We start from the raw sequence: 13,279 nt of genomic DNA on the forward strand, positions 1-13,279 counted from the left end.
TTGGGTAGGCTTTTTAATCACTCCCATTATTGCCAACTGCAACCTACGTTAAGCAAAATGGAGCCGTTTCGTTCATTATGACTAAACTGCCATTTTGTTGAATAAAAAAAGCGAACTTCTATTGAAGAATCGCAATGCGTTAGTTACATACTTATTTTTTCTTTTTCCCTTTGTTTTCTTGAAATCTAGCTCCCATTCCATACATAGATTTAAACTGAGTGTAAGTGAATAGACCTCCTGCTAATGCAAGAATAAAAGCCATTATTGCAGGCATATCTGAGTATAGAGGTAAGGTTAAGATACAGAAAAATACGCCGATCATTATTTTCTTAGGTATTATTGTCTTTAATTTATTTATGTCATATTTTGATCTAGTTTCTCCTGTTAATTGACTATGTTTTGCTTTTGGAAAATACTTAATCCACACGAATACAAACCAAATCGCAATTAGGAACATTAGAATAAAAAAAGGTGCATTACCTTTCATAATAAATTAATATCCTTTCAAATGATTTTAACCTATATTTCCCTGTGACACTTGATCTTAACCAACTAACGCATCAGTTAGTTGCATAAGCTAATCATTGATTAAATGATAGATACAACTTAGAAACTAATTACTTATTTAACATTTTTATATATTTAATCATTAAGATATTGAAATATATTTCTGTTCCAACAGAAGTAACTAAATCGAACCAGTTGGTCTCATTCAAGGAAATTGTTGGATCAATATAAGGTAGAATTAAATAACCGACAATCATAATAACCGTAACTAGGACAAAAAATCGGAGTGTGAGTGGAAGATACAAACTAAAATAGCGAAAGACAAATCCCTTCCCATCTCCTCGTTGATTTATTTTATATGCTAAATAAATTCCAACTAGATTGATAACCAGAAAACTAATCATATCAATAATATCTAAGATGTTAAAAATTTCAGTTAACAATAATAACGGATAAGCTAGTAAAACTATTGCGAATAAAGAAATACCTATTATTTTATGGTATCTTTGTGACTTACTGGACATACTCTCTTCTTTTAAAGCTTGAACGAGCCCTTTTACATTCCAAACGTACATATGTTATCCCCTTATAATGTCTAAAAAATCATATCCATTATAACACGGACATACAAAGCGAAGAGTGAGGTAGAACTAATTGAACTATCGCATGCGTTAGTTGAACAACATTATGGTTTATAAATATCCCGTTTCTTCAAGGCAATTTAAATAATACCTAAATCTGTGATTGTCTAAATTTTCTTCTTCCTGCGTTCTTCCGATAAAAACAACTAATTCACTCGAAATATATGAACAGCTACCTTGTACGGTATAACCACTTATCCGTTTGCCATCTTTACTTTCTAACATGACATTTATTAATTTCCCCTCATTTAATCGATTATCTTCCCCTTGATATTTTGAAGCATATTTTTTAGTAAAACGTCGATGGTTTTGTTTTTCTTCTTTACAATACAGATTGTCTAATACTTTTTCATCAGTAATTTCATAGCACTTAACGATGTTAGCGTAATCCACATAAGGATCCTTTTTTAAATCGATAAAGTTCTTTTTATCTAATTCATTAGCCTTATATTTTTCTTTGTATATTCGATCAACTTCCTCTATTAAAAAATAATTTGGTATCTTTTTAGTTAGAAAATTTAAATATAGTTTATTAATTTCCATTTTATTTTCTCCATCGTCATCTTTTTTCACTGCATTATTATATCAGCCCTTATTCAACTAATCTGTCAATTAGTTAAATAAGTTTTTAACAGATCTTAAAATTAAAAAATATATTTTCCAATTCTTTTAACGTAGTAGCTTTCATTGCTACTTCTGACTTTTCTTGATAGAAACTAATATTACTAAAACGATGTAGTAATAAATAAGTCATTAATTCTTTTTGTAAGCCCTCGTTTAATTCGTTATTCGAATAGCCGTAACTCTCTAGAAAAATTTTATTTAGTCCTTCAAAAGGATAAAACATAAACGCTATTGGTCCAAGTAAATCATATTTTGAGTTTCCAACAAAGCAATCAGCAAAATCAATTAAACCAGTAAACCTCCACATATCATCAACTTTATTCATGATTAAATTATATGGCGTGTATTCTCCGGTAATAACACGATTTGTTCTTTTCCTTGCAATGTTTTTTCTTCAACATAGCTTGTTAATTGGTTAAATAATTCATCATTCATTTCGTTGTTTTTATGATGATTCTCTACTTGCTCCAATTGATTCGTAATAAATTGCTTCCAATGTTCATAATCATCTTGTTTTGTTGAGATCGTTGCGTCATGGATTTCTCTTATTATTTTTCCTAAATCAAACGCAATTTGCTTTTTCTCTTCAAAAGACAGTTCATCAAAAATATCAATTAATAGAGTCCCTTTTAGTTCACTCATTATTAAATAGCTCCAGCCTTCAAATTGACCAGTTGAAATTAATTTAGGAATATCTACGGAAAGTGTTCTGCCGTTTAAAAACTCGAGAACTTGCTTCTCCTTTATGAACTCATCATTCACATAAGAAGGATATAATTTAATTACAACTTCTCCATCTATACTAAAAACAATATTTCCACCGTACGAAAATCGCGTAAGCTTCTCATAATCGACCTTTTCTAACTCACAAATTTTACGAATCTTACCTTCCCAAAAACAGTTTTTCTCACGCATTATTTTATATTTATCTTTTGTTATTTTATAAAGATAGGTCATTCATTCTACCTCAATTATTTAATTATTTTTTTATTAATTTTCATTCTACGCTGAAAGATTCTGATTTAATACCGCTCTTTTTTTAATATTAAGTACAAATAAAGTTGCAACTAAACAAAATATTCCTGCTGCAATAAAGATTGATTGGTAGGCATTTAACCAAGAATAAACTAAACCTCCACCATATGCTGCAGCTCCAGCACCTAATTGATGAGCGGTATAAATCCATCCATAGATTACCCCTACCTTCTCTTTACCAAAATGATCCGTCGCTAGTTTAATAGTTGGAGGAACTGTAGCAATCCAATCCATTCCATAGAAAATGGCAAAAGCACTTAAATAAATGATTGAATTCGTAGATAAAGCAAAAGGAAGAATTAGTAATGATAATCCTCTTAAACCATAATACCAAAATAATAACCAACGATTATCAAAGCGATCGGAAATATATCCTGATAAAGTCGTTCCTATAATATTAAATATTCCCATGAACGCTAAAATACTAGCAGCCGTGACCTCTTTATATCCATAATCGATACAAAGTGAGATAAAATGCGTACCGATCAAACCACTAGTTGAAAAGCCACAGACAAAAAAACTTCCCGCTAATAACCAAAAAACTTTCGATTTAGCACCTAACTTGAACCCATCAAAAGCTGCCTTCACTGGATTAACATTTTTGGCTTGCTTCTTATTGCTTTTTTCACCCCCTAAAGGGAAAACTCCAACATCTGCTGGATCATTTTTCATAAAAATCCAAAGTAAAACATAAATGAAAACACCAAAAGAAAATATAGTTAAAACGGCATTTCTCCATGAATAATTTTCAACGATATATGCCATCAATGGTAAAAAAACAAGCTGACCTGCTGCTGAACTAGACGTTAAAAGCCCTAGCGCTAAACCACGTTTTTTCTCAAACCAAGTAGTTGCAACATACGCATTTAACACGGTCAAAAATGCCCCCGCACTTAATCCAATAATGATTCCCCAAATGATAAATAAATGCCAAATTTGGGACATAATTGTTGTTAGTAAAATAGCAACTAATAATGTTCCCATACCTACTAACAATACTTTTCTTACACTAAACTTTTGATATAAGCCGGCTATAAATGGTCCAGAGAATCCAACGAGAGTTATACAAATCGCAAATGCACCTGAAATTGATGCTCTACTCCAACCGAATTCCTTTTCAAAAGGAATCATCATCACTCCAGACATCGTATTTGTTACAGCAGCAATAATGACGGATAAGAACGTAACAATTAATATAATCCAAGCATAATGTATTTTTCCACTCTTCAATCAAACTCCTCCTTCATTATTAGGCCATTATCTTTAACTCATTTAATAACATTTTTTTCAGTTGTTCTACATTATTAATAATTGCATTCGCACCTGCATCAATTAATTCCAATTCACTTCCATATCCGTAAGTTATTCCAATCGCATCAATATTAGCGATTTTTGCACCTTTTATATCGTGAAGTCGGTCCCCAACCATTACCGAATCTTCCTTAGAAAGGTCATTATTCTTTTCAAATATATACTCAATTATCTCGCCTTTATCGATTCTCGTGCCGTCTAGTTCACTTCCAACAATTTGAATAAAAAACTCATCGAGTTGAAAATGGCTCAATATTTTCGTTGCGAAAACAGTTGGTTTTGAAGTTGCTACATATAATCTTTTATTCTCTTTTTGCAAATCGCTTAGAAGCTCACGTATCCCATCATAAACATTATTTTCAATCATACCATTCTGCGAAAAGTATTCGCGATAAAAACGAACTGCATTTAATACTTCTTTTTCATTAAATTGACAAACTTCCGAAAATGATTGCTGAATAGGTGGTCCAATAAATTTTAAAAGCTCTGATTCGAATGGAATAGCTTTATTCATTTTCTGTAATGCATACTTTACCGAGTTTAAAATCCCTACCTTTGGATCCGTCAATGTACCATCTAAATCGAACAAGATTGTATTATAAGTCATTATTTTCTTCCTCCATCATTATTCCCCCACAAAAAAGCGTTAGCATTTTTAGCTAACGCAAATTGATTCATTTACTTTTTCCATTCCTTTTTCAACATACTATAAACAGCTATATCATAATACTTTTCTCTAATTTGCTGTGCTTCTCTTTGGATACCTTCTTGTTTAAAATTTAAACGTTCAGGAATTGCCCTACTCTTCGCATTTTCAACAGCTGCCCTAATCACTACTCGATTAAGATTAAGCTCATCATAACAATATGAAACTAAACCTTCTACAGCACGAGTCATTATTCCTTGACCCTGTGTTTGTTCACTTAACCAATAACCTATTTCAGTTGTTTGATTCGACCAGTCTATATAATGTAATCCCAACATACCTTCTAGTTCATTCTTATAAAAAATTCCCGCTTCAAAACCATTATTATCTGCAAACTTTTGTAACCACATAGGTATAATCGAATTTTGATAATCCTCGATCAATGGAATATTTTCAGCCCAAACCAACCATTCTTTTAAGGAGTTTTGATTTTCCTTCAGCGCCTCTACTAATGTTGCTGCATACTTTGGTGTTAATAAATTGATTGATAAATCCTCACTTAATTGAACCTTAAACATGTCCATCCTCCTTTTTTTACAAAGACATTATTCCTAAATAGCTAATTACATTTCTTCAGATTTAGGAGAAGTATCGTAACAAAATCTAATTTCTGATTTTATATTAATCTACTTTAATTCTCTATCAACTGTTCTAAATCCTCTGACTTTCAAAAAAATTCTCCCTTACAATGCTAATACAGTGTTGACCAGACATAAAATCTACATTTTATTAGATATTTGTTTATTCTATTTATGGAACAAGTTTCACAATTACTTGCCTAAATCACTAGTTACATAGTATATTCTTTCACAAGGAATATTAAAAACTTCTAATTATTCCTTAAAAATAAAATCAAACCTGAGGTAATTTCATGCAAAACTGGATTATTGAAACGATGGATTCATTTGGCTATTTAGGCATTTTTTTATTAATTGCATTAGAAAATATATTTCCTCCAATTCCTTCCGAAGTCATTTTAACGTTTGGCGGGTTCATGACTACAGAATCTTCACTATCTAAAATAGGGGTTATTTGCTTTTCAACTTTAGGATCAGTAATTGGAGCAATCATACTTTTTTGGATTGGTACTTTACTAGATGTAAAAACGTTAGAAAAAATCGTAGACCGTTGGGGGCATATTTTACGTTTAACTAAAAAGGATGTCCATAAAGCGGACGAATGGTTTTCAAAATACGGTGTTTGGACAGTCTTTTTCTGTAGACTCATTCCACTAATTCGTAGTTTAATTTCTATTCCAGCTGGAATGGCTCGAATGAATTTTTGGATCTTTTTGTTATTTACAACTTTAGGCTCATTAATATGGAATACAATTTTAGTTTTAGTTGGTGCATCAGTCGGTGCATCCTGGGAAAAGATTGTAGAGTATATGGATGTGTACTCGAGTATTATTTATGGAATTTTAGCGATTGGATTGGCCGTATTTATCTTCCTTTTTATCAAAAAAAGAAAAAACTCAGACTAATTTCGTTTAGTCTGAGTTTTTTAGCTTTATTTAAGTCTTAATACTCTCATCGAGTTCAATACTGCCAATACAGTAACACCAACATCTGAAATGACTGCTTCCCACATTGTCGCTATTCCGATTACACCTAGTAATAAGAAAAATCCTTTCACCGCTAAAGCAAAAAAGATGTTTTGCCATACAATTTGTCTTGTACGTTTAGCGATTTTAATTGCATCTACAATTTTTGAAGGTTCATCGGACATTAATACAACATCCGCAGCTTCGATCGCTGCATCGGAACCAATACCGCCCATCGCAATACCTATATCTGCTTGAGCTAAAACTGGTGCGTCATTAATACCGTCCCCAACAAATGCAATTTTTTCTTTCGATGATTTTATTTTTTCGATCAATTCAAGTTTTTCTACCTTCTGATGTGGAAGAAGCTCTGAATAAATATCATCTATTGCTAATTCTTTACCAATGCTTTTCGCAACTGAGTTAGAATCCCCGGTTAACATGATAGTCTTTTTAATTCCAACTTTTTTAAGCTCAAGTATAGCTTCTTTCGCATCATCTTTTAGTTGGTCTGCAATGACAATTGATCCGATATAATGCTTATTTTTTGCTAAATAAACTGTTGTGCCTACTTCTCTAGTTGGTTCATATAAAATTGAATGACTTTCCATTAGTCTTGAATTACCTACTAACAGTGTGTCTTCATTAATCGTAACACTAATTCCATGTCCCGCAATTTCAGTATAGTTAGATAGCTTTGCTTCAACAATATCTTTACCATACTTTTGACGAATTGATAATGCGATTGGGTGAGTAGAATAAAACTCTCCATAAGCAGCTAATTCCAGTAGCTCCTCTTTCGAATGACCACGTGTAGGTATAATCGAGCTTACTTGGAATTGCCCTTTCGTTAACGTTCCAGTTTTATCAAACACAATATACTTCAAATCATTTAATGCTTCTAAATAATTACTTCCTTTTACTAATACTCCGGATTTTGAAGCTGCTCCGATTCCTCCGAAAAATCCTAATGGAATTGAAACTACTAAAGCACATGGACATGAAATAACTAGGAAAATTAATGCTCGATATACCCAATCGTAAAGTGTTTCACCAGGAATAATAATTGGTGGGATGATTGCAATAATAGCTGCTGTGATCACAACTATAGGTGTATAAACCTTTGCAAATTTTGTGATAAAGTTTTCAGTAGGTGCCTTTTTATTTGTTGCATTTTGAACAAGTTCCAATATTTTTGATACTGTCGATTCATTAAATTCCTTCGTGACTTCAATTTCAAGTAAACCTTGGGCATTTATAAATCCACTTAATACTTCATCACCTTCAAATATTTCTCTTGGTAATGACTCACCAGTTAATGCAGAAGTATCAACACTTGAAGATCCACTTTTTACAATTCCATCTAACGGAACCCTTTCCCCAGGTTTGACGATGATTAGATCACCAATTTGAATTTTTTCAGGAGATACTTGTTCAGTTTTGTCACCATTTTTTAAATTCGCATAATCAGGACGTATATCCATTAACTTTGAAATCGAATTCCGTGATCGATTTACTGCAATACTTTGGAACAATTCACCTAGCTGATAAAATAGCATTACCGCAACAGCTTCAGGGTACTCTCCAATAATAAATGCACCAATTGTAGCTACTCCCATTAAAAAATTTTCATCAAATACTTGCCCTCTGAAAATATTTCGAATAGCTTTTAAAACAACGTCAGCACCCGCTATTAAATAGGCTGCTATAAAAATAATCAATTGATAGAGCATTGGTACATTAAGTAATTGGGCTAAAATTAATAAAGCAGTACCAATCCCTAATTTAGCAATAAGTTTTTTTGTTTCAGCATTCATTCCCTGTTGCTTCTCTTGCCCAAGTTTTGAATCCATTTTTGAAACAGGATTAATATGCGGTTCTAAAACACGAATCTTATCTTTAGCGTTCTCGATAACTGATTCTTTTTGTTCCTCACTCGTCGTAATTGTCATCGTTAATGTTGCAAAATTTACTGAACATGCATCAACGCCTTCAAGTGTGGAAACTCCTTTTTCAATCTTCATTGCACAATTGGCGCAATCAAGTCCTTCTAATTTTAATTCACTATTTACTTGCCTTTGCCCCCTACTCAACAAACTCAACTCCTCTCAAGAAACATCTATATTAATCCTCTAAAATATGTTCTAGTGCTTGATTGAAAATTTGTGTAACATGATCATCTGCTAACGAATAATAAACTACTTTACCTTCTTTACGATTTTTCACTAAATGCGCTTGTTTTAATACACGTAACTGATGTGATATAGATGATTGGGTCATTTCTAATAAATAAGCTAGGTCACATACACACATCTCAGATTGACTAAGTGCATGTAATATTCTCGTTCTCGTCTTATCTCCAAGAACTTTAAAAAGTTCTGCTACTCCTGTTAGTGTTTCAATATTCAACATACTTTCTTTTACTGAAAGAATTATATCCTCATGCATAACAGTTTGTTGACATGCTTCATCACATACTTCGTCAACTTTCTTCTTTTCTTCAATCATAAACTGTCCTCCTATGAATACATGAACAATCATTCATATGTTTTCTATATTTATATTATATGAGTGATTGTTCATATGTGTCAAAATATTATTTGTAAAATTTAAAGGAATATTACATATGATAAAGAAATGATTAGTAATGCATACAAAAGGAGAAAATTAATGACTCTAATCGGATATCTTTTTTGGGGAATTTGCTTAGTAGCCGTATTATTTATGTTTTTAATCGCAAAAAAATTAGGAACAACGCCTCCTTATAAAACAGAGCATCAAGTATTATATGAAGAAATTACGAAAATTGATCGATCTATCATGCAAGATAAATATTAGAAATAAAAAAGTCAGACAGTTACTAGAATTTCTCAGTAACTGTCTGACTTTTTATTTACGATCCCTTTTTTTCCTATATCCTTAACCCTGTTCTTTTGGCATTGGTGTATTTGTTGGCTTGGCATATCCATCTTTAAATTTATTATCAATGTATGTTCGAATTTCTAAAGTAGTTTTTCCTTCTTGCTTTAATTTCACTGATTCAACTGCAATCTCCATACAGTTGACGCACGAAGTTGCATGGCTATCCCACACGATTGAACCATCTTCTTTTACTTCATGAATAAAGCAATCTAAATTACTTTTATGACCTACACTTTCACCGCAACCACAATAACATGGCATATTTTTAAGTAAATTAGCATGTTGCGCTGCCACCATATAGATTTGTTGAATTTGTTGTTCTTTATCACCTAAAAACTTCGGTAAAGTTTCTTTATTGATTGTTTGTTCTCTAATATCACTTGTTTGAATATGTTCGGCATGATTTTCGTGGTTCTTCGTTGTATTTGTTTCAGCTTGTTGATTACTACATCCTGTAAATAAAATGGAAATTGTTAAAACTGAAAGTACACTATGAATTGTTTTGCGTTTCATCCTTTCCCTCCAATATTCACTCTTTTAATCTTATATTAATAATTATTGGAGTGGAAAACAAATGCTTAAACATTAACTATGAATAGATTATTGAATCAATCAACATTTGCAATAAACTTGTAAGTAAAAAGAAAAATCTAATCAAAAAACCAGCCCATGCAAAACGCCTATATTTTCCCCATCGTTCCTGATTATCATTACGTTTACAGACCCACATTAAAATCCAAAATCCAAGAGGTAAAATTGGTATTTCAATTCGATATTCATCAAAATTCAAATTAATACTAAAGACAAATAAACCGATAAGTATTGTAATAATAGCCTTCCATACTTCTGGTTTCAAATCATTTGTTCTATAGGTCCAAATAAATAAAATTCCTAGAGTTATATAATTTACAAGCGTAATAATGATGGTAGAAACAAAGTGAAATTCATCAAAATGGATATTAAAGTCCATTAGATTTCCCCTTTTAGTTAATTTGATGATTTCTAATAAATATGACGGTCTTTACGATAATATTTAGTTAATTCATCATTTTCATCGTCAATTGATTCTAAAATTAAATTAAATCCTTTTTTCTCAAGGATTTTTACTGAATAGACGTTTTTGGCTTCAACGGTAGCTACAATAAAATTTAGCTTTCTGATTCCAATACAATAATCTTCTATTAAACTAGCAATTTCAATGCCGTAACCATTTCCCCATTCTTCTTCAGTTAATCGATAGCCTATTTCAAACTCATCTGAAACATTTTTTATGACTGCACATGTTCCAATCAATTGATTAGTCCCATTTTTACAAACTGCCATCACTTCAAAATCAGAATTTTTCTCCTTATACATTTGAAGAATCTTATTTAATTCATTTTTAGTTTCTTCTAATGTTTTAGGACGATTTGTTATGTATCTCATTACATTCACATTAGATTGAAGTTTGTGTAAATGATCTAGGTCATCCATTTTAAGCTTTCTTAAATATAGTCTATTTGATTTTATAATCATGGTTCTCCCGTTTCTTTCTAATAAAAAGTCACCATATTAATAGGTGACTGATCAAATTAACAAATGCATGTTTTTTTCTTTACTCCAAGCTTTCCCCTCGCCTCGACCTTTTCAATATAATCAGTTGCTAGAGGTACCTTACAAGCCGTATCTCCAACGTTCACGTGGACTTTTCCAATCTTTTGACCAACCATCATTGCTTCAACTGTAAGACTTGGTACATAACTTCCTACCACAATTACAAATCCATTCATCGTATAACGAACTCTATTTTTTGAAGTATGTATATTATTTTCAATATAATTAAGTAATTTATGAACTTCTTCTTTATCAATCTCTTCATCTGATGCAATTGATAAATAATGACTATAAGTGCTCCATCCACAATTTTCAATTAATTCATCATCTGACTTCAACCATTCTCTAGCTAACTCGATTGCATACTTGCTTTCTGCTGCAACAGCACCTACAATACTTTCAGCAATCATAGACCAGTGGGCTTCTTTCGCCCAATTTTGAAGCTGTTCCTTTGTCATTAACTTTGGATTAATTGATAAACCGGCCAAATACATTGCATCTGAATTTCCTGTATGGAAAAGTGATAATGCTAATTCTTGATCCTTTTTAACATATTTAACAAGCTTTTTCAGATCACCAATTTTAACGCCAAATAAAGGTTCCTTTGCACCATGGCGCAAAAAAGTTTTTTTCGTTTGCTCAGTACCCATTTCCTCTAATGATTTCATTACTTCTTCTAACGTCATCATCTTCTCCCCCTTATTATAGGTTTGTTCCGTAACATCGTTGTCTAAAATGTATCCTATCATACATAGCAAGGAAGGAAAGTATATAATGAACTATTTTTATCTATTCATCATACTATTCAGTCTTACAATCTCAGCCTGTTCAAATAATCAGATTGTGCATGATATTCGTCTAAATAAATCAACAGTTTCAACTGCAAGAAATGAAGACTGGTCTTACACAGGTAAAACTGGACCTAATTATTGGAGTACAATCAATAAAGATTATTCACTATGTTCTAATGGGAAACAACAATCTCCAGTTAATATTGATCAAGCCATAAAAAAATCACTACCTTTAGGTATAAACTATCATAATGATCTTTTTAAAATAGAAACGTCGCAGTACACAGTAAAATTCATTCCAGTAAATCACTCCAACTCAATTAATTTAAATGGAATACACTATACATTAAAACAATTTCATTTCCATACACCAAGTGAGCATACAATAAATGGGAAACAAAATGATTTAGAGATTCATTTTATAAATGAAAATAAAAAAAAATCCATCATTACCATCGGGGTACTTGTTGATATTGGTAGATTGAATAAAGAATTCCAAAAAATCCTTGATGTAAATCCTACGGATGAGGAACTTGGTCGAAAAGTTGTAAAACTAAATTTGCAGCCCTTTATTCCCTATACTAGTAAAAAGTTTTCATACACTGGCTCTTTTACAACTCCTCCATGTACTGAAGGAATTAAATGGATCGTCTTTAACAAACCAATACAATTTTCCGAAGAACAAGTCCATTCTTATCAAAACTATTTCAAACCAAATAGCCGTCCCATTCAGCCATTAAATGGTAGGGATTTATTTGAATCTTGGTAAACATAGCGGGTTCATGAGGAACTATAATTGCAAGATGATGAAAATTACTTACTCATAACAGGTTCATGAGTCACTATAAATGCAGCTTAATCAAATTTACTTACTCATAGCGGGTTCATGAGTCATTATAATTGCAGCTTGTTGAAAATTACTTCCTCATAACACGTTCATGAGGAACTATATATGCTCGATTTCGTAATTTACTTCCTCATAACACGTTCATGAGGAACTATAAATGTTCGAAGTTGAAAATTAATTACTCATAACATCCTTTAGTGGAAATCAATTTCACTATACTCCTTTTACGAAAATTTGATAATTAATTGACATGGTTGTTTTTCAGAGTGTTGAAATATAAAATGGTCAATAGAGGAAACGGACATTAAATGAACATTTATTAATGGTGAAATAATCGTTTTTTGGATGTTCTATCTATTATTGGTTTTAAATGTTAATACGTTTGAGCAATTTTATGTTTCCAGTAACACTAGTAAGTTTTTTTCAGAAATTAAAAATATTATGAGCTAATTTTTGAAAAAAAAATTCAATTGATTAGTTTATTAATTAATGTTTAATATTAATTGACCTACAGACTGATTAATAAATAACTGTTAAGATACTCTAAGTAAAGGCTATTTGATTTGGTTTTGTTGCAGATTGTTTCTTGATGAATAAGTTGATTGGAACGGAGGGGTGCTCGACTCCTATGGGATTAGCGGGAAGGCTGAGACCCCGCAGGCTTGCCGAGGCCACTGAAAAACAGTCAATTTTATTTACTGTAATCAATATGTGAAATAAAAAAGGCGATTTTCCGTTCAAATTGAACGGAAAATCGCC

18 protein-coding genes are annotated in these 13,279 nt (G+C 31.7%); 3 read left to right on the top strand and 15 right to left on the bottom strand.

The window, feature by feature from the left end; translation table 11 throughout:
* Nucleotides 1-151: 151 nt before the first annotated feature.
* The 8 genes from ACFWM3_RS24700 to ACFWM3_RS24735 form a co-directional block, all read right to left on the bottom strand.
* Nucleotides 152-487, bottom strand: a complete 336-nt coding sequence (locus tag ACFWM3_RS24700) for a hypothetical protein (RefSeq protein WP_390313344.1) — start codon at nt 485-487, stop codon at nt 152-154.
* Between the two features lie 130 nt (nt 488-617).
* Entirely contained in the window at nt 618-1,082 is a 465-nt protein-coding gene (locus tag ACFWM3_RS24705) for a hypothetical protein (RefSeq protein ID WP_390313346.1), read from the bottom strand.
* 117 nt (nt 1,083-1,199) lie between these two features.
* The gene (locus ACFWM3_RS24710) at nt 1,200-1,691 is read right to left on the bottom strand and encodes a hypothetical protein (RefSeq protein ID WP_390313348.1); all 492 of its coding nucleotides are present in this window, start codon (nt 1,689-1,691) and stop codon (nt 1,200-1,202) included.
* Between the two features lie 85 nt (nt 1,692-1,776).
* Complete coding sequence (locus ACFWM3_RS24715) at nt 1,777-2,097, bottom strand: hypothetical protein (RefSeq protein ID WP_390313350.1); 321 nt, start codon at nt 2,095-2,097, stop codon at nt 1,777-1,779.
* Nucleotides 2,098-2,099: 2 nt separating this feature from the next.
* Complete coding sequence (locus ACFWM3_RS24720) at nt 2,100-2,729, bottom strand: aminoglycoside phosphotransferase family protein (RefSeq protein ID WP_390313352.1); 630 nt, start codon at nt 2,727-2,729, stop codon at nt 2,100-2,102.
* A 45-nt stretch (nt 2,730-2,774) separates the two neighbouring features.
* A complete protein-coding gene (locus tag ACFWM3_RS24725) occupies nt 2,775-4,037 on the bottom strand; it encodes an MFS transporter (protein ID WP_390313353.1) in 1,263 nt (420 codons plus the stop codon).
* A gap of 19 nt (nt 4,038-4,056) precedes the next feature.
* The gene (locus ACFWM3_RS24730; protein ID WP_390313354.1) at nt 4,057-4,725 is read right to left on the bottom strand and encodes an HAD family hydrolase; all 669 of its coding nucleotides are present in this window, start codon (nt 4,723-4,725) and stop codon (nt 4,057-4,059) included.
* 71 nt (nt 4,726-4,796) lie between these two features.
* Nucleotides 4,797-5,342, bottom strand: a complete 546-nt coding sequence (locus ACFWM3_RS24735; RefSeq protein ID WP_390313356.1) for a GNAT family N-acetyltransferase — start codon at nt 5,340-5,342, stop codon at nt 4,797-4,799.
* 353 nt (nt 5,343-5,695) lie between these two features.
* Between ACFWM3_RS24735 and ACFWM3_RS24740 the strand changes: the two genes are divergently transcribed.
* Nucleotides 5,696-6,307: a DedA family protein gene (locus tag ACFWM3_RS24740; protein WP_390313357.1), complete on the top strand. Its 612-nt coding sequence runs from the start codon at nt 5,696-5,698 to the stop codon at nt 6,305-6,307.
* Between the two features lie 26 nt (nt 6,308-6,333).
* Here ACFWM3_RS24740 and ACFWM3_RS24745 read toward each other — a convergent pair whose 3' ends face one another.
* Together ACFWM3_RS24745 and ACFWM3_RS24750 are read right to left on the bottom strand one after the other, a co-directional pair.
* A complete protein-coding gene (locus ACFWM3_RS24745) occupies nt 6,334-8,469 on the bottom strand; it encodes a heavy metal translocating P-type ATPase (RefSeq protein ID WP_390313358.1) in 2,136 nt (711 codons plus the stop codon).
* Nucleotides 8,470-8,491: 22 nt separating this feature from the next.
* Nucleotides 8,492-8,875: an ArsR/SmtB family transcription factor gene (locus tag ACFWM3_RS24750; protein ID WP_056471958.1), complete on the bottom strand. Its 384-nt coding sequence runs from the start codon at nt 8,873-8,875 to the stop codon at nt 8,492-8,494.
* A gap of 162 nt (nt 8,876-9,037) precedes the next feature.
* On the opposite strand from ACFWM3_RS24750, the gene ACFWM3_RS24755 reads away from it, so the two are divergent.
* Entirely contained in the window at nt 9,038-9,205 is a 168-nt protein-coding gene (locus tag ACFWM3_RS24755; RefSeq protein ID WP_390313360.1) for a hypothetical protein, read from the top strand.
* An 81-nt stretch (nt 9,206-9,286) separates the two neighbouring features.
* Here the strand turns inward: ACFWM3_RS24755 and ACFWM3_RS24760 are convergent, their stop codons facing one another.
* From ACFWM3_RS24760 to ACFWM3_RS24775, 4 genes are all read right to left on the bottom strand, one after another.
* Nucleotides 9,287-9,802, bottom strand: a complete 516-nt coding sequence (locus ACFWM3_RS24760) for a PCYCGC motif-containing (lipo)protein (RefSeq protein ID WP_390313361.1) — start codon at nt 9,800-9,802, stop codon at nt 9,287-9,289.
* A gap of 76 nt (nt 9,803-9,878) precedes the next feature.
* The gene (locus tag ACFWM3_RS24765; protein ID WP_390313363.1) at nt 9,879-10,259 is read right to left on the bottom strand and encodes a hypothetical protein; all 381 of its coding nucleotides are present in this window, start codon (nt 10,257-10,259) and stop codon (nt 9,879-9,881) included.
* Between the two features lie 32 nt (nt 10,260-10,291).
* Entirely contained in the window at nt 10,292-10,804 is a 513-nt protein-coding gene (locus tag ACFWM3_RS24770) for a GNAT family N-acetyltransferase (RefSeq protein WP_390313364.1), read from the bottom strand.
* 56 nt (nt 10,805-10,860) lie between these two features.
* Nucleotides 10,861-11,568 (bottom strand): DNA alkylation repair protein, encoded by a 708-nt coding sequence (locus tag ACFWM3_RS24775; RefSeq protein ID WP_390313368.1) that lies wholly within the window; start codon nt 11,566-11,568, stop codon nt 10,861-10,863.
* A gap of 88 nt (nt 11,569-11,656) precedes the next feature.
* Here ACFWM3_RS24775 and ACFWM3_RS24780 point away from each other — a divergent pair, with 88 nt between their 5' ends.
* Nucleotides 11,657-12,442, top strand: coding sequence for a carbonic anhydrase (locus ACFWM3_RS24780; protein ID WP_390313365.1), 786 nt, complete (start codon nt 11,657-11,659; stop codon nt 12,440-12,442).
* Between the two features lie 621 nt (nt 12,443-13,063).
* Here ACFWM3_RS24780 and ACFWM3_RS24785 read toward each other — a convergent pair.
* The coding region (locus tag ACFWM3_RS24785; protein ID WP_390313367.1) for a hypothetical protein at nt 13,064-13,279 on the bottom strand (216 nt) is incomplete at its 5' end.

Origin of the sequence: Gottfriedia sp. NPDC058432, from assembly GCF_042721555.1 — a bacterium.
GTDB lineage: Bacteria > Bacillota > Bacilli > Bacillales > Bacillaceae_G > Gottfriedia.

Coding starts and splice junctions, on each gene's coding strand:
- ACFWM3_RS24700 (WP_390313344.1), bottom strand. CDS start 487: ATGAAAGGTAATGCACCTTTTTTTATTCTAATGTTCCTAATTGCGATT.
- ACFWM3_RS24705 (WP_390313346.1), bottom strand. CDS start 1,082: ATGTACGTTTGGAATGTAAAAGGGCTCGTTCAAGCTTTAAAAGAAGAG.
- ACFWM3_RS24710 (WP_390313348.1), bottom strand. CDS start 1,691: ATGGAAATTAATAAACTATATTTAAATTTTCTAACTAAAAAGATACCA.
- ACFWM3_RS24715 (WP_390313350.1), bottom strand. CDS start 2,097: ATGAATAAAGTTGATGATATGTGGAGGTTTACTGGTTTAATTGATTTT.
- ACFWM3_RS24720 (WP_390313352.1), bottom strand. CDS start 2,729: ATGACCTATCTTTATAAAATAACAAAAGATAAATATAAAATAATGCGT.
- ACFWM3_RS24730 (WP_390313354.1), bottom strand. CDS start 4,725: ATGACTTATAATACAATCTTGTTCGATTTAGATGGTACATTGACGGAT.
- ACFWM3_RS24735 (WP_390313356.1), bottom strand. CDS start 5,342: ATGTTTAAGGTTCAATTAAGTGAGGATTTATCAATCAATTTATTAACA.
- ACFWM3_RS24740 (WP_390313357.1), top strand. CDS start 5,696: ATGCAAAACTGGATTATTGAAACGATGGATTCATTTGGCTATTTAGGC.
- ACFWM3_RS24750 (WP_056471958.1), bottom strand. CDS start 8,875: ATGATTGAAGAAAAGAAGAAAGTTGACGAAGTATGTGATGAAGCATGT.
- ACFWM3_RS24755 (WP_390313360.1), top strand. CDS start 9,038: ATGACTCTAATCGGATATCTTTTTTGGGGAATTTGCTTAGTAGCCGTA.
- ACFWM3_RS24760 (WP_390313361.1), bottom strand. CDS start 9,802: ATGAAACGCAAAACAATTCATAGTGTACTTTCAGTTTTAACAATTTCC.
- ACFWM3_RS24765 (WP_390313363.1), bottom strand. CDS start 10,259: ATGGACTTTAATATCCATTTTGATGAATTTCACTTTGTTTCTACCATC.
- ACFWM3_RS24770 (WP_390313364.1), bottom strand. CDS start 10,804: ATGATTATAAAATCAAATAGACTATATTTAAGAAAGCTTAAAATGGAT.
- ACFWM3_RS24775 (WP_390313368.1), bottom strand. CDS start 11,568: ATGACGTTAGAAGAAGTAATGAAATCATTAGAGGAAATGGGTACTGAG.
- ACFWM3_RS24780 (WP_390313365.1), top strand. CDS start 11,657: ATGAACTATTTTTATCTATTCATCATACTATTCAGTCTTACAATCTCA.